This is a genomic window from Neisseria sp. HMSC065D04 (genome assembly GCF_001815675.1).
Lineage (GTDB): Bacteria > Pseudomonadota > Gammaproteobacteria > Burkholderiales > Neisseriaceae > Neisseria.
Genome location: NZ_KV821456.1, coordinates 1 through 15,253, shown reverse-complemented (window position 1 = coordinate 15,253; position 15,253 = coordinate 1). Strand labels below are relative to the sequence as shown.

The following is a 15,253-nucleotide window of genomic DNA, read 5'->3' as shown; positions in this document are numbered from 1 at the left end:
AAGGTCGTCTGAAAATGGTTTTCAGACGACCTTTTTACCGAAAAGCAACTTATCGCGGCTCTTGCTGAGAGGGAAGAAATCGGGGTAAATATCGTTCGGGACATAAAGCAGAAAAACCTGCGCCCTCTTCTTTTGTTTGACGACAGAGAGGAAATCCCGAAGCGGGTCATGCAGACACATCTTGCTTTTTGCCGCGCCAACAAAAAACCTGCCGTTTTCGGCAGGTTTTTTATCGGATGATGCGCTGTATTACAGGCCGCTCAGACGGGCGGTGTCGTGTGCAATCATCAATTCTTCGTTGGTCGGGATAACAACGGCGACGGCTGCGCTGTCGACAGTCGTAATCACGCCGGCGTTACCGAAGCGGGCTTTCAGGTTGGCTTCGTGGTCGGCTTTCAGACCGAGGAAGCCCAAGTAGCCGAGTACGCGCTCGCGGATGATGTCGGAGTTTTCGCCGATACCGCCGGTGAAGACGAGCACGTCCAGGCCGCCGGCTGCCACAGCCATGCTACCGATGTATTTGGCGAGGCGGTAGATGAAGACGTCCAGGGCGAGTTTCGCGCCGGGATGGCCTTTGCCAGATTCTTCTTCGATGGTACGGCAGTCGTTGGACAGGCCGGACAAGCCGAGCAGGCCGGATTTTTTGTTCAACATGTCGGTGATTTGAGTGATGGTCATGTTGGCGTTTTCAGCGAGGAAGCCGAAGACTGCGGGATCGATGTCGCCGCTGCGCGTACCCATCACGAGGCCTTCCAGCGGGGTCAGGCCCATGCTGGTATCGCGTGATTCGCCGTTGGCGACGGCGGTAATGGACGCGCCGTTACCCAAGTGGGCAATCACCATGCGCAGGTCTTTTTTGTCTTTGCCGAGGAAGCGTGCGGTTTCGTCGGCAACGAAACGGTAGCTGGTACCGTGCGCGCCGTAGCGGCGCAGGCCGTATTTTTCATAGTATTCTTGCGGAATGGCGTATTTGTAGGCGTGTTCCGGCATGGTTTGGTGGAAGGCGGTGTCGAAAACGACGACGTTGGGCAGGCCTTTGAAAATGCTTTGTGCGGCACGCAGGCCCAAGAGGTGTGCGGGGTTGTGCAGAGGGGCAAGCGGGATACATTTTTCGATGCCGGCGATGACTTCGTCGTCAACGAGGATGGATTCGCTGTACAGTTCGCCGCCGCTGACAACGCGGTGGCCGATGGCGCCGATGCGGCTGTCGAGGCCGTGGGCTTTGAGTTCTTCCATCAGGGCTTCAACTGCGCCGGTGTGGTCGGGTTTGGCGGACAGGTCGACTTTGTGTTTTTCGCCGTTTACTTTGAACGTGATGTAAGCGTCGGGCAGGTTGAGTTTTTCGGCAAGGCAGCTGAGCAGGACTTCGCCGCTGTCGTTATCCAGCACGGCACCTTTGAGGGATGAGCTGCCGCAGTTCAAAACTAGGATGAGTTTTTGGGTCATTTGTTGTGGCTCCTGGATGTTTCAGACGACCCTGTGCGGGCAGTATCGGCAATCTGTTCTTTGTCGTGGATATACCGCCAAACATCTCCCGCAGGCATAGTGGATGCGCTTGAGGTTCGAGCCGGGCATCTGCGCGGCAGGCCGTATCGGTTGGTGGCGTAAAATCTATGAAAGAAAAATGACCGCTACATTCGGAATGGGGCAACTTTATGAATATTGCTTTCCGTGTGGTTTCTGCCGCCGCCGGTTGAACGGGGTCGTCTGAAATCGGTTGATGAATGTAAACCGCGCTATTCTAGCAAAAAACGGGGGCGGCTGCTTGGCTTAATGCTTGACTTGGAGCAGGCGGAAAGCGATAAAGGAAGATATTGATGTTTAAAGGGAAACGGTTTGTTTTCAGACGACCTGTCGAACGCGGGGGCGTAAAGCCCTTTGCAGGGGCGTGTCAAACTGTTACATTTAGAAAGTTTTTGTATTCACTATGTCGTCTGAAAACAGCGGCAGCCTTTTAAGATTCTTTGATATGCACTATTTCAGTATCCATACGCAACAAGGCGCCCATGTGGGCTTTTTCATCATGCTGCCGGATGATGAATCCGAAACGCAGCCGCAGAGCGGGCGTTTCGCCGTCAAGCTGCAAAGTGAAGAAGGCGTGGCGGCGGAGGTTTTGGCGCCTTTCGGGCAAACCGAGATTCCGCAATATTGGCGCGTCGTGAAAGACCGTATCGAACTGTTTTTTGACGATGCCCCCGTCGGCTCGCTTCGCAACGAATATCTGACCGTATCGGGACAGACTTTTGTCTTAACCGATTTGACCGGAGCGATGTGATGGAAAGCATGTTTATCTTAGTGCCCATCAGCATTATTTTGGCGTTTGCCATCGGCTATTTTTTCTGGTGGTCGGGCAAAAACGGACAATTTGACGACCTTGAAGGGCCGGCACACCGCATCCTGATGGACGACGATTCCACCGACAAACTGCTTGAAAACGAAATAGAAAAAGAAGAACAAGAATCCGAAAAATGAGCCTCAAAAAAGACAATCTGAATTTCCCGACCAGCCGCCGTTTCGCCCCATTATTCGGCACGCAGTTTCTGGGCGCGTTCAACGACAATATGTTCAAAACCGCGCTGTTTGTGATGATCAGCTTCTACGGTTTGGGCAAAAACAGCTTCCTGCCCGCCAGCCAAATGCTGAACTTGGGCGCGTTGCTGTTTATCCTGCCGTATTTCCTGTTTTCCGCGCTGTCGGGACAACTGAGCACCAAATTCGACAAAGCCGTCTTGGCGCGATGGATCAAAGTATTGGAAATCGTCATCATGGCGGTGGCGGCGTTCGGCTTCTATATCCAGTCCGCCCCGCTACTCTTGATCTGCCTGTTTTGCATGGGCGCGCAATCGACGCTGTTCGGCCCGCTGAAATACGCCATCCTGCCCGATTACCTCAACGACAAAGAGCTGATTATGGGCAACAGCCTGATCGAATCAGGAACATTCATCGCCATTTTGTTCGGTCAGATTTTAGGCACGTCCGTCGCAGGCTTGCCGCCCTCCGTCGTCGGCATCTTAGTATTGCTCGTCGCCATCGGCGGCACGTTGACCAGCTTCTTCATGCCTAACGTCCCCGCCAAAGCCCCCAACACGAAAATCGAATGGAACATCGTCAAAGGCACGCACGCGCTCCTGCGCGAAACCGCGCAATATGATTCCGTCTTCACATCCATCATCGGCATTTCATGGTTTTGGTTTATCGGCTCGGTTTACACCACCCAACTGCCGACTTTCACGCAAATCCATTTGGGCGGCAACGACAACGTCTTCAACCTCATGCTCGCCCTATTCTCCATCGGCATCGCCGCCGGCTCGGTGTTGTGCGCCAAACTCAGCCACGAACGCCTGCTCTTGGGCTTGGTAACCGTCGGCACGACCGGTTTGACCGTATTCGGCTTGATTTTGGTATGGCTGACCCAAGGGCAACGCTTTACCGAACTCAACGGCATCACCTGGTTCCTGTCGCAAGGCATGGCGTATCCCGTCATGCTTGTCATGACGCTGATCGGCTTCTTCGGCGGCTTCTTCTCCGTCCCGCTCTACACTTGGCTGCAAACCGCCAGCAGCGAATCCTTCCGCGCCCACGCCGTCGCCGCCAACAACATTATCAATGGCGTGTTCATGGTATCGGCTGCCATTTTAAGCGCGGTACTCTTGATGTTGTTCGACAGCATTTCCCTGCTTTACCTGATCGTCGCCATCGGCAATATCCCTTTGATTGTTTACCTAATCCAGCGTGAACCCCGTTTCTTAAACGATATGGGCAAGATATTTCACAATATCGGCAAACGGTAAGCCTAAGCTTAAAAAAGGTCGTCTGAAAACGGGAATCCCATTTTCAGACGACCTCTTTCATGTCTTGAGTGAATTAGATAGAGTGTTAATTTTTTTTGAGTAGAGAAATGATTTCTTTTAAAGCTAAAATCTCATTTTCTTGTCGTTGAATAATTTCATTATTATGAGATATTGTCAGTTTCAGTTTTTCATTTTCAGCTATTAACGCTTCATTGTTGCCATAGTAATTTGATCCGTAATTGTGGCTATTATCTCCGACCAAAAGAAATAATGGTTTTTCTTTTGTAATCAATTCAACTACATCAATTTTAAAAATCTGTGCAATCTGATTCAATTTATCAAAAGTCAGTTTAGTTTGCCCACGTTCTATTTTTGCATACCCATTAGCAGACATTGCTAATTTCTCAGCCATTTCTTCTTGAGACCATTGGTTCATTTCTCTCATTACTCGAATTTTTTCATGAAGTTCCATGCTTACTCACTTTTAGGCGGAATTTAGATACTAAAAAATAGATATTCAATATGATTAGTTGGTGGTTTAAATTTAACTTTCAGTATAGCATCTTTGTATCTAAGTAGGTATTAAATAAATGCAGAAACAGTCGTTTCAGGGTGCTATGTATGAGTTTTATAGCAATAATTTTTTTGATATGTGCATATATTTTTAATTTTAATTCGAAAGATGAGTTTGTTTGGGTTATGGTGTTTTGTGGATTTATGGAGGTAATTTTTTCAGGTAGATTATTGTTATTATTACCTTTGATGATTGGTAATTATTTTGCTTCAGATTATATTTATGAGCAATTTTTGCCTAGCGGATTTTGGTCTTTTATATTGTGTGGAGTTGTTTCCAGTATCAGTGGATTATTAATTGGGGGGATAATTTATATGATTTTAATATTAATTTTTAGGGTTGGTAAGGAATGAAAGTATTATTAATATTTCTTTTTGTTTTAGTCCCATTTATTTGGAGCTATATAAAAAATTTCTCTCAAAAGAATACTGCCAAGATGAAAGTTTATTTACACATAGATAGGCTTTACAATTATATTATTTCTGGACAGGATATAGCGGCAATTGAAGAATTAATCAGCTTTACAATAGAAGCAGACCAAAACCCTGATTTATATTATTATTTTAGTAAACTTCCTTTTGATCGAAAAAAGCTGACTTGTTTGTCTTATGTAAATGAACTATTTAAGATATATAATCAAGAGAAGAATATAACAAATGATAATTCAAATGCCGAAATTTTGATGAAAATGCATACAGGATATAACACGAAATAATGGTTATCTGGAAAAGGTCGTCTGAAACCTGAAATCTCGGTTTCAGACGACCTTTTTGTCGTTCTTGAATCCGTCCAAAGCGGTCGGTATTCAATTATGAAGTCAGCGCAGCTTTGAGGATTTTGTTGACTTCACCCATATCGGCTTTGCCCGCCAACTGGGTTTTCAACACGCCCATGGCTTTACCCATGTCAGCCATTCCGGAAGCTCCGGTCATGGCGATTACGGTTTCCACGGCAGTGCGGATTTCTTCGGCAGACATCATTTGCGGCAGGTAGCGGTGCAGGATTTCGATTTCGGCATTTTCTTTGTCCGCCAGGTCCTGACGGCCTGCTTCGGCGTAGATGTTGGCACTGTCTTTGCGCTGTTTGACCATTTTGGTGATGATGGCAATCACTTTGCCGTCATCGGCTTCGGTGCGCTCGTCCACTTCAAATTGTTTGATGGCGGCATTGATGAGGCGGATGGTGCTTAAAGCAGTTTGATCTTTGGCACGCATCGCGGTTTTCATGTCTTCGGTTAATTGTGCTTTCAGGCTCATGGGATGACTTTCGGGAAAAGATGGAAGATGGTATTGCACATACTGCCTTAGAGGATTCTCTATTTTTCAGACGGCCCCTTATCTTGCAGGTCGTCTGAAAAACAAAACACACCGCAGGTCAAGCCTTGCGGTGTGTTTCGGCATCACAGGGCAGACCTGCAATTGATGTTTAGTACATTTTAGGAGGCAGTTGTTGGCTGCGCAGGCGTTTTTGCAGGCGTTTTACGGCTGCGGCTTTTTTGCGTTTGCGCTCGGTAGTCGGTTTTTCGTAAGCTTCACGGGCGCGCAGCTCAGTCAGCAGACCGGTTTTTTCTACGGCACGTTTGAAACGGCGCATGGCTACTTCGAAGGGTTCGTTCTCTTTAACGCGGATTGCAGGCATTTTATTTCCTTTAAATTGAATTCTGGTTTCAAACCGCCGAAAGGGAGAAAGGTAAAAAGGGGCGGTTTGTCAAAAAGTGGTTGTTTGTATCTCGGGTGTCTTGCGACCGGCGGGATACGCGCCGTGATGTAAACATCACCTCCTAACAAGTCGGCTTGGCGCCGGATATGCCGTCGATGCGGCTGCAAATGAATTGCGGGATTATCTTTGATTGCGTCGTTCCTGTCAAGTTTGAAGGTCGTCTGAAAACCTTGAATATCGGTTTTCAGACGACCTTTGTGGTATTTCGCGCGTCTTGCTGATTTTGTTTTTGATTTTAAGAAAACTTAAACCCTATCAGGCGGCAAAACGGCATCGGCTTTACCGTCCTTCTTCCGTTAGCTTCGAACCACTTTGCGCACTTGGGGAATGGCGTGCAGGTTGTGAATGATTTGGTTGATTTGCGCCAAGTCCTTCACTTTGATGATGAACTTGAATTCGACAAAGCCTTCCGTACCTGCCAGCGCTTTGTTGGGGGTTTCGACGGACTCGATGTCCGCGCCGGAGTTAGAGATGGCTTGCGCCATAAGGGCGAGCAGGCCGTGGGCGTCTTCGGACTGGATACTGAGTCCGGTGCGGTAGGTATGGCTGCCTATGCCTTCCCAGTTCGCATCAAGCTGCTGCTCAGGGTCGGATTTGAGCAGGGTCGGACAGGTATCGCGGTGGATAATCATGCCTTTGTCTTTGACCAAAAGGGCGCGGACGGAATCGCCCGGGACGGGGTGGCAACATTCGGCAAAATGGATGCGGCCGGTTTCTTGGTCGTTGACTTTGATGGGGCTGAGTTTGACTTCGCTGCCGAAGTGCTGCCCTGCCAGTTCGGCGATGTGCATGGCGACGTACACGGGCAGGGTATGCCCCATGCCGACGTTGTAGAGGACTTCTTCAAACGAGGTTTGTTTGTCGTTGAGGTCGGCGAGGTATTTTTCTTTGAGGTCGTCTGAAAGCAATACGTCTTTGGGCAACAGGCTGGACAGGGCTTTTTGCAGGAGGTTTTCGCCGAGTATGATGGCATCGTGGCGGTTAAGGTTTTTGACGTATTGGCGGATGGCACTGCGCGCACGGCTGGAAACGGTGAAATTCAGCCATGCCGGATTGGGCTTGGCGTGTTCGGATGTGATGATTTCAACGGAGTCGCCGGTTTTGAGTTTGGTGCGCAGGGGCATCATGGTGTTGTTGATGCGGGCGGCGACGGTTTTGTGGCCGATGTCGGTGTGAACGGCGTAGGCGAAGTCTATGGGCGTCGAGCCTTTAGGCAGGGTGAGGATTTTGCCTTTGGGCGTCAGGATGTAGACTTCGTTGGGGAACAGGTCGACTTTGACGTGTTCGAGGAATTCGATGGCGTTCGCGCTGCTGGCTTGCAAATCAAGGATGTTTTTGAGCCATTGGTTGGTATGGAGGACGGCTTGATCGACGGTGTTTTCGCCGGATTTGTATATCCAGTGTCCTGCGATGCCGCCTTCGGCTACGGCATCCATTTCGCGCGTGCGGATTTGGACTTCAATGGGCAAGCCGTAAGGACCGACCAGGGTCGTGTGCAGGCTTTGGTAGCCGTTACTTTTCGGGATGGCGATATAGTCTTTGAAGCGTCCGGGTTTGGGTTGATAAAGATTGTGCAGCGCACCGAGGGCAGCGTAACAGGCGGGAATGCTGTTGACGATGACGCGGAATCCGTAAATATCCATGACTTCGGCAAAGCGCAATTTTTTCGCCAACATTTTTTGATGGATGCTGTACAGGTTTTTTTCCCGACCTTTGATTTTGGCTTCGATGTTCGCACCGACCAAACGCTGACTGAAGGCGCGCAAAACTTTGCCGACGACGTCGCGGCGGTTTTTGCGGCTGTTGTCCATTGCTTTTTTAAGGGTTTCGTAGCGGTTCGGGTGGAGGTTTTGAAACGATAAATCCTGAAGCTCTTGGTAGGCGTTGTTCAAGCCGATGCGGTTGGCGATTTGGGCGTAGATTTCGAGGGTTTCTTTGGCGATGCGGCGGCGTTTGTCGGGACGCATGGAGCCGAGCGTGCGCATATTGTGCAGGCGGTCGGCGAGTTTGACGACGATCACGCGCACGTCTTTGGTCATGGCGAGGATGAGCTTGCGGAAACTTTCCGCCTGATGCTCGGCATGATCTTCAAATTTGAGTTTTTCGAGTTTGGAAAGTCCGTCCACCATCTCGGAGATGGTTTCGCCGAATTCTGCCGCCATTTCGATTTTGGATACGCCCGTGTCTTCGAGTACGTCGTGCATCACGCCCGCGCACAAGCCTTGTATGTCCATGTGCCACAACGCAAGTTGCGTGGCGACGGCAAGGGGGTGGGTAATGTAGGGTTCGCCGCTTTTACGGGTTTGTCCGTCATGGGCGTGAAAGGCGTAGGCGACGGCTTTTTCAAGCTCGGCCTGTTCGGATGGGCTGAGATAGGAGGCGGTGCGGAACAAAAGTTCGCGGGCTTCGGCAGTCAGCGCGTCGTAGGGGGCAGTGGGCTGGGGGGCGGGCATTTCAGACGGCCTTCGGTGTGTGTTTTGTTTTGAGCCGTCAGACTGTATCGGTCGGATGTGTCGCGCCGATACAATCCGCGCGGCGGTTGGGCAGATTTTGCCTGCCGGTATTATTTGTTGCGGGTCAGCAGTTCGGTACCGATTTGACCGGCGGCGATTTCGCGCAGGGCGGTAACGGTCGGTTTGTTGTTGCGGATGTCGTCAACCATAGGGGCGTTGCCGTTTTCAAGCTGGCGAGCGCGGCGGGCGGCGACGAGGGTCAGGTCGAAATGATTGGGGATTTTGCCTGTGCAGTCTTCAGTGGTGATACGAGCCATTTGTTTGCTTTCTTTCTATTAATTTGTGATGGAATGTAAATGCGTATTTTCGCTGTTTTTCAGGAATTTTCCAACAGGTTTGAGATAAATCCTTGCTGGGAAGATTTTTTCAGACGACCTGCTTTAATGATGTGGAGCAAATCGGCTTCTGCCCTGTCTAAATCATCGTTGACGACAATATAGTCAAACAGGACGGATTGTTCGATTTCGTGACGCGCTTTGGAGAGGCGGGTTTGGATGACTTCCTCGCTGTCGGTGCCGCGCCCGATAAGGCGTTCGGCAAGGACTTCGAACGAAGGCGGCAGGATGAAGATGCTGCTCGCTTCGGGCAGGGATTTGCGTACCTGCGCCGCGCCTTGCACGTCGATTTCCAAAATCACATCGTAACCCTCTTCGCTAAGGGAATTGACCCCCGCGATGCTGGTTCCGTAATAATTACCGAAAACGTTTGCGTGTTCGAGGAAGGCTTTCTGTTTGATTAAAGACTCAAATTCCTCTTTGGGAACAAAATGATAATGCACGCCGTGCTGTTCGCCTTCGCGTGGCTGGCGGGTGGTATGCGATACGGAGACGCGCAAATCGGCGTTGTTTTTCAAAAGACGGGAAACCAGCGTGGTCTTGCCCGTGCCGGAAGCGGCGGAGATGATGAAAATATTGCCTTTTTTATGGGGTTTCATGATTTTGGTACCGATGGGATTATCTGTTGATTGTAGCATACGGGGCGTGTAATTTCATGTTCAGACGACCCTTACACACATTCCCAAACGCCGCGTCCATCGGCAGACAACGGCTTAACAGCGATACCCGACCTCCGGCAGGAAACCCACGTCTTTCTAAACTCTTGCTATAATTGCCCGCTATACACAAATAAGCCTGCAAAGACACACCATGAGCCACACTCCGCTACTCGATACCGTCGACAGCCCGCAAGATTTGCGCCGTCTGGATAAAAAACAGTTGCCCCAAGTCGCCGCCGAGCTGCGGGAGTTTCTGCTGGATTCGATAGGCAAAACCGGCGGGCATTTCGCCAGCAATCTGGGCGCGGTCGAGCTGACCATCGCCCTGCACTATGTGTATAACACGCCCGAAGACCATTTGGTTTGGGATGTCGGCCATCAAAGCTATCCGCACAAAATCCTCACCGGCCGCAAAGGCCAGATGCACACCATGCGCCGCTACGGCGGCTTGGCGGGTTTCCCCAAGCGCAGCGAATCCGAATACGACGCGTTTGGCGTAGGGCATTCGTCCACCTCCATCGGCGCGGCTTTGGGCATGGCGGCGGCAGACAAACTCTTGGGCAGCGACCGCCGCAGCGTCGCCATTATCGGCGACGGCGCGATGACGGCGGGTCAGGCGTTTGAAGCCTTGAACTGCGCGGGCGATATGGACGTGAACCTGCTGGTCATCCTAAACGACAACGAAATGTCGATTTCCCCTAACGTCGGCGCGCTGCCGAAATACCTTGCCAGCAACGTCGTACGCGATATGCGCGGCGTGTTGAGCACAATCAAGGCGCAATCGAGCAAGGTTTTGGACAAGCTGCCCGGCGCGATGGAGCTTGCCCAAAAAGTCGAACACAAAATCAAAACGCTGGCGGGCGAAGCCGAACACGCCAAGCAGTCGCTGTCTTTGTTTGAAAACTTCGGTTTCCGCTACACCGGCCCCGTGGACGGTCACAACGTCGAGCATCTGGTTGACGTATTGAAAGACTTGCGCGGCCGCAAAGGCCCGCAACTGCTGCACGTCATCACCAAAAAGGGCAACGGCTACAAACTCGCCGAAAACGACCCCGTCAAATACCACGCCGTCGCCAACCTGCCCAAAGACGTTTCAGACGACCTCAAAACCGCAACGTCGTCTGAAAAAGAAAACAAACCCGCCGCCAAACCGACCTATACGCAAGTGTTCGGCAAATGGCTGTGCGACCAGGCGGCGGCAGATTCCCGATTGGCGGCGATTACCCCCGCCATGCGCGAGGGCAGCGGACTGGTCGAATTCGAACAACAATTCCCCGACCGCTATTTCGATGTCGGCATCGCCGAGCAGCATGCCGTGACCTTTGCCGGCGGCTTGGCTTGCGAAGGCATGAAGCCCGTCGTCGCCATTTATTCCACCTTCCTCCAGCGCGCCTACGACCAACTGGTGCACGACATCGCCCTGCAAAACCTGCCTGTTTTGTTTGCCGTCGACCGTGCGGGCATCGTCGGCGCGGACGGCCCGACCCATGCCGGTTTGTACGATTTGAGCTTCTTGCGCTGCGTGCCGAACATGATTGTTGCCGCGCCGAGCGATGAAAACGAATGCCGCCTGCTGCTTTCGACCTGCTATCAGGCAGACGCCCCCGCCGCCGTCCGCTATCCGCGCGGCACGGGAACAGGCTCGCCCGTTTCAGACGACCTCGAAACCGTAGCCATCGGCAAAGGTATCGTCCGCCGCCAAGGCGAGAAAACCGCATTCATCGCCTTCGGCAGCATGGTCGCCCCCGCATTGGCGGTTGCCGAAAAACTGAACGCCACCGTCGCCGATATGCGCTTCGTCAAACCGATAGACGAGGAACTCATCGTCCGCCTCGCCCAAAGCCACGACTACATCGTTACCGCCGAAGAAAACGCCGAACAAGGCGGCGCAGGCAGCGCAGTGCTGGAAGTATTGGCAAAACACGGTATCTGCAAACCCGTTTTGCTTTTGGGTGTTACCGATACTGTAACCGAACACGGCGATCCGAAAAAACTTTTGGACGATTTGGGTTTGAGTGCCGACGCAATGGAAAAACGCATACGCGGATGGCTGCCGTCGGCTTGAGCTGAAGCTGCGCATATAGTGGATTAAATCTAAATCAGGACAAGGCGACGAAGCCGCAGACAGTACAGATAGTACGGAACCGATTCACTTGGTACTTCAGCACCTTAGAGAATCGTTCTCTTTGAGCTAAGGCGAGGCAACGCCGTACTGGTTTAAAGTTAATCCACTATATAGCCCCTACCCTTTTGAAAGGCGTTTCAGTGCCAGACTCAAAGCATTACCACCAAACGGAAAACCGCCCAGCCCGCAACCAATAGTCCGGCGCACAAACGGATGGCTCTGCGTTGTAAAAGTGTTTTCAATTGCACTGCAAAGATCCCCATTGCCAACAAATTCGGCAACGTTCCCAGTGCAAAAGCCAACATATACAGCCCGCCCTGCACCGCATTGCCGCTGCCTAAAGCATACAATGAAGCGCTGTATACCAAGCCGCAAGGCAGCCAGCCCCACAACATGCCTACGCCGAAACAAGCCGGAACGGATTTAATCGGCAGCAGTCGGTTCAAAATCGGATTCAAACGTTTCCATATCGGTCTGCCTATGCGCTCAATTTGTGTAGCCGCCGTAGAAAGCCCCGCCAGATACAGCCCCAACAGCAACAGCAAAATATTCGCCGCAATATACAGGCCGTTTTGCAGCCAGCGCGTATCATCCAAAGAAATACCGACTTGCCCGACCAGCCCAACAATCAAACCTATCAATACATAGCTGCTGATGCGTCCCAAATTCAATAGGACAATCAGTCCCAGCCGATTAAGATGCGGCGGAAGCTGCAACGCAAACGCACTACTCAATCCGCCGCACATTCCGACACAATGCGTACCGCCGAAAAAGCCGAGTAGAAACAGAGTGAAAAAGGTGATGTCGTAATTCATTATTGGAAAGGCGATGTGTCGATAGAAGTATGATTTTTCAGGAAAATGTAGAGCGATATGATGAAAGCCATATCTTTAAATATTTTCAAGAAGTTGCCATCTTGATTTTCGCGTTGATTTTAAACCCATCCATGACTATCTGTCCGCTTTTGCACTGGCTTTCTTGTGATACCGATTTTATCGATGACTTCCACCATCTTCCATCGTCTGCCCAACAAAATTACCCTAGCCTATTTGATATTCGACTGCCCTCTTATATAAAAAATTCCAAATTTCAAAAGGTCGTCTGAAACGCTAGATAAAGCATTTTCAGACGACCTTTTTTCTATTCGAATCAAACACGGATGTCGGGTACTTTATTGAACAGACGATAGAAATTGTCGCTAGTGTAAGCGGCAAGCGTTTCTACGGGTTCGCTGCGCAGTTTCGCCACAAACTCGGCGGTATAACGGACATAGGAAGGTTCGTTAGGCTTACCGCGTTTGGGAACCGGGGCGAGGAAGGGGGAGTCGGTTTCGACCAGCATTCGATCCGCAGGGACGTATTTGGCGGCTTCCTGAATTTGTGGGGCATTTTTGAAGGTAACAATGCCGGAGAAGGAAATATACAGCCCCAAATCCAAAGCAGCTTTGGCAAAAGCGGTATCTTCGGTGAAGCAGTGGATAACGCCAGAATTGGTTTGACCTTCTTTCAGAATCGCCAAAGTATCGGCGGCGGCATCGCGGGTGTGAACAATCACAGGCAAACCGCTTTCGTTGGCGGCTTGGATGTGTTCGGCGAAGCGGCGGTGCTGCCATGCCAAATCGCCTTTGCACCAGTAATAATCCAAGCCCGTTTCGCCTATACCGACGACTTTCGGGTGTTTTGCCGCTTCCACCATTTCAGCGACGGTAAATTCTTCGGCTTCTTGGCTGTCGGGGTGGACGCCTATGGTGCAGTAAACCTGTTCATTGGCTTGGGCAATGTCGAAGACTTCGGCGAAACTCTGTTTGCTCACGCTGATGGCAAGCGCCTGCTTGACGCTTTGTTCTTCCATATTGGCGAACACTTCAGGCAGGCGGTTGCTCAAGCCTTCGAAATTGAGGTGGCAGTGCGAATCGATTAAATGCATGATTTTAAAGCGTGAAGGTAACGCGGTCGCTGCGCAGTTTCGGTCCCAGCTCGCCTTCAATCAGGGTTTTCGCCTGAAGGCAGCTTTCGTGTTCGGAAAATGCCAGCCCGACACCTTTGGGACGGTGTGCGGAAGTACGGGCGGGGTTAATCCAGACGACTTTGGTAGGCAGGAAGCGTTTGGGGTAATCGGCGATTTCAACGGCGAGCAGGATGTCTTCGCCCAATGAAAATACGTCTTCGGTTGGAACGAAAAGTCCGCCGTGTTCGAGAAACGGCATATAGCAGTTGTAGAGCAGAGTCGGGTCTTTAAGCTGCAACGCCATCATTTTCGCCGGAATGTCTTTATTGTTGTTTACCATTTTGTTTTACCTTATCTGATTATTTGTTTTGCCAAAATTCGAGATATTCAGTCAGCAGATACTCAAGCTGCATTTTAACACTCAAGGTGTGGTATCCGTAAGGGCTGAGTGCGTTCAGACGACCCGTCAGCGCAAACAGGCGGCGCGGATCGGTTTTGGAAGCCGTCTGCGACAATGCCTGCGCGTAATCGGGATAATAAAGCGGCGGCATTTGTTGTTGCACCAAGCCGACATCCAACAGCCATTTCTGCATCCAGTCAATGAAGACTGCCAACGGTTGTTTGTGTTTGTCAAACGCAGCGGCATAGTCGAGTATCGTCAACAGCCGCGGGGCGGCAAGCAAAGTGAGCAGCTCTTCGCGCAAGTCATCCATTTCGGGCGTACGGGCAAACAAGGGCGCGCCGCTGTGGAAAGCCAGCAGAGATTCCGCATCATCCACACCCTCTTTCCGAAGATACGCCAAAGCTTCGTCGCGCGAAGGTGCGGGCAAAACCATCTGGCGGCAACGGCTTTTAATGGTCGGAAGAAGCTTATCACGCGCATGCGTAACCATCAAAAAAACAACATGTTGCGGCGGTTCTTCCAAAGCTTTGAGCAATCCGTTTGCCGCCTGCACGTTCATACTTTCAGCGGGATGTACCAATACCACCCGCAACCCGCCGCGCACAGCAGTCAGATAAATGTTTTCCACAATATCGCGCACGGCATCTATTTTAATCTGCAACAATTTTCGCCCGACCGCACCGTCTTCGGGGATTTCAGGAGTGAGTTCGTAAAAATCGGGATGGCTGTTTTGCAAAAACAAATGACACGAAGCGCATACGCCGCAAGGCTGATGATCTTCCCGAGGCGATTCGCACAGCAAAGCCTGCGCCACAAACCGCGCAAACGCCGTTTTGCCGGTGTTTTCCTTGCCGGTAAACAGCCAAGCGTTCGGACGATTTTCCCAATGGTCGGTAAGCTGCCGCCACTGGTTTTGATGCCACGGATAAATCATATTGAAAAGTACAAGCGTTTGAACAAAAGCGTGATTATACAGGGAAATGTTGGAGGTCGTCTGAAACTGAGAATACAATTCGAAACGTTTATAACATCGTCTCTATCCTCTTTCCGCCTCTTCTCAGCCTTTTTGACCCTCCCTTCTCCTCAAAAGGTTCCCTGCCCCTATTCCCCTAGCGTCATCTACCGCAACGGATGTGAACGCGCTATTTGGCGGGGACGTAGTCGGCATAGTGCGCCGGCAAGGCAGT

17 protein-coding genes are annotated in these 15,253 nt (G+C 51.0%); 6 read left to right on the top strand and 11 right to left on the bottom strand.

Annotated elements, in window-relative coordinates; genetic code table 11:
- Positions 1–249: 249 nt before the first annotated feature.
- Positions 250–1,446: an acetate kinase gene (locus HMPREF3050_RS00230; RefSeq protein WP_070773026.1), complete on the bottom strand. Its 1,197-nt coding sequence runs from the start codon at positions 1,444–1,446 to the stop codon at positions 250–252.
- 523 nt (positions 1,447–1,969) lie between these two features.
- On the opposite strand from HMPREF3050_RS00230, the gene HMPREF3050_RS00225 reads away from it, so the two are divergent.
- Genes HMPREF3050_RS00225 through HMPREF3050_RS00215 form a run of 3 tightly spaced genes read left to right on the top strand, consistent with a single transcriptional unit; the run spans position 1,970 to position 3,791 of the window.
- Entirely contained in the window at positions 1,970–2,275 is a 306-nt protein-coding gene (locus tag HMPREF3050_RS00225) for an HLGFF motif protein (RefSeq protein WP_019270221.1), read from the top strand.
- Positions 2,275–2,472, top strand: a complete 198-nt coding sequence (gene ccoS, locus HMPREF3050_RS00220; protein WP_003744897.1) for a cbb3-type cytochrome oxidase assembly protein CcoS — start codon at positions 2,275–2,277, stop codon at positions 2,470–2,472. The genes HMPREF3050_RS00225 and ccoS overlap by 1 nt, the downstream gene beginning before the upstream one ends.
- On the top strand, positions 2,469–3,791 hold the full coding sequence (locus HMPREF3050_RS00215; protein WP_070773024.1) for an MFS transporter: 1,323 nt from the start codon (positions 2,469–2,471) through the stop codon (positions 3,789–3,791). The genes ccoS and HMPREF3050_RS00215 overlap by 4 nt, the downstream gene beginning before the upstream one ends.
- 85 nt (positions 3,792–3,876) lie before the next feature.
- Here HMPREF3050_RS00215 and HMPREF3050_RS00210 read toward each other — a convergent pair whose 3' ends face one another.
- Complete coding sequence (locus HMPREF3050_RS00210; RefSeq protein WP_003760765.1) at positions 3,877–4,263, bottom strand: helix-turn-helix domain-containing protein; 387 nt, start codon at positions 4,261–4,263, stop codon at positions 3,877–3,879.
- 149 nt (positions 4,264–4,412) lie between these two features.
- Between HMPREF3050_RS00210 and HMPREF3050_RS00205 the strand changes: the two genes are divergently transcribed.
- Entirely contained in the window at positions 4,413–4,718 is a 306-nt protein-coding gene (locus HMPREF3050_RS00205; protein ID WP_070773022.1) for a hypothetical protein, read from the top strand.
- Positions 4,715–5,080 (top strand): hypothetical protein, encoded by a 366-nt coding sequence (locus HMPREF3050_RS00200; protein ID WP_070773020.1) that lies wholly within the window; start codon positions 4,715–4,717, stop codon positions 5,078–5,080. The genes HMPREF3050_RS00205 and HMPREF3050_RS00200 overlap by 4 nt, the downstream gene beginning before the upstream one ends.
- 94 nt (positions 5,081–5,174) lie before the next feature.
- Here HMPREF3050_RS00200 and HMPREF3050_RS00195 read toward each other — a convergent pair whose 3' ends face one another.
- The 5 genes from HMPREF3050_RS00195 to gmk all read right to left on the bottom strand — a co-directional run bounded on the left by HMPREF3050_RS00195 (position 5,175) and on the right by gmk (position 9,531).
- Entirely contained in the window at positions 5,175–5,621 is a 447-nt protein-coding gene (locus tag HMPREF3050_RS00195) for a GatB/YqeY domain-containing protein (protein ID WP_003744883.1), read from the bottom strand.
- A 169-nt stretch (positions 5,622–5,790) separates the two neighbouring features.
- Positions 5,791–6,003 carry a 30S ribosomal protein S21 gene (gene rpsU, locus HMPREF3050_RS00190; protein WP_002214819.1) on the bottom strand — a complete coding sequence of 71 codons (213 nt, stop codon included), beginning with the start codon at positions 6,001–6,003 and terminating at the stop codon, positions 5,791–5,793.
- A gap of 377 nt (positions 6,004–6,380) precedes the next feature.
- A complete protein-coding gene (locus HMPREF3050_RS00185) occupies positions 6,381–8,537 on the bottom strand; it encodes a RelA/SpoT family protein (protein ID WP_045072866.1) in 2,157 nt (718 codons plus the stop codon).
- 110 nt (positions 8,538–8,647) lie between these two features.
- Positions 8,648–8,854, bottom strand: a complete 207-nt coding sequence (gene rpoZ, locus HMPREF3050_RS00180) for a DNA-directed RNA polymerase subunit omega (RefSeq protein ID WP_003740638.1) — start codon at positions 8,852–8,854, stop codon at positions 8,648–8,650.
- 59 nt (positions 8,855–8,913) lie between these two features.
- Positions 8,914–9,531: a guanylate kinase gene (gene gmk / locus HMPREF3050_RS00175; protein WP_009312424.1), complete on the bottom strand. Its 618-nt coding sequence runs from the start codon at positions 9,529–9,531 to the stop codon at positions 8,914–8,916.
- A 211-nt stretch (positions 9,532–9,742) separates the two neighbouring features.
- On the opposite strand from gmk, the gene dxs reads away from it, so the two are divergent.
- A complete protein-coding gene (gene dxs / locus HMPREF3050_RS00170; protein ID WP_070773018.1) occupies positions 9,743–11,656 on the top strand; it encodes a 1-deoxy-D-xylulose-5-phosphate synthase in 1,914 nt (637 codons plus the stop codon).
- A 209-nt stretch (positions 11,657–11,865) separates the two neighbouring features.
- Here the strand turns inward: dxs and HMPREF3050_RS00165 are convergent, their stop codons facing one another.
- From HMPREF3050_RS00165 to HMPREF3050_RS00145, 4 genes are all read right to left on the bottom strand, one after another.
- The gene (locus HMPREF3050_RS00165; RefSeq protein ID WP_070773016.1) at positions 11,866–12,531 is read right to left on the bottom strand and encodes a sulfite exporter TauE/SafE family protein; all 666 of its coding nucleotides are present in this window, start codon (positions 12,529–12,531) and stop codon (positions 11,866–11,868) included.
- Positions 12,532–12,865: 334 nt separating this feature from the next.
- A complete protein-coding gene (locus HMPREF3050_RS00155) occupies positions 12,866–13,642 on the bottom strand; it encodes a TatD family hydrolase (protein ID WP_070773012.1) in 777 nt (258 codons plus the stop codon).
- A gap of 4 nt (positions 13,643–13,646) precedes the next feature.
- The gene (locus HMPREF3050_RS00150) at positions 13,647–14,003 is read right to left on the bottom strand and encodes a PilZ domain-containing protein (protein ID WP_003760734.1); all 357 of its coding nucleotides are present in this window, start codon (positions 14,001–14,003) and stop codon (positions 13,647–13,649) included.
- A gap of 19 nt (positions 14,004–14,022) precedes the next feature.
- Positions 14,023–15,000, bottom strand: coding sequence for a DNA polymerase III subunit delta' (locus HMPREF3050_RS00145; protein ID WP_070773010.1), 978 nt, complete (start codon positions 14,998–15,000; stop codon positions 14,023–14,025).
- Between the last annotated feature and the right edge of the window lie 253 nt (positions 15,001–15,253).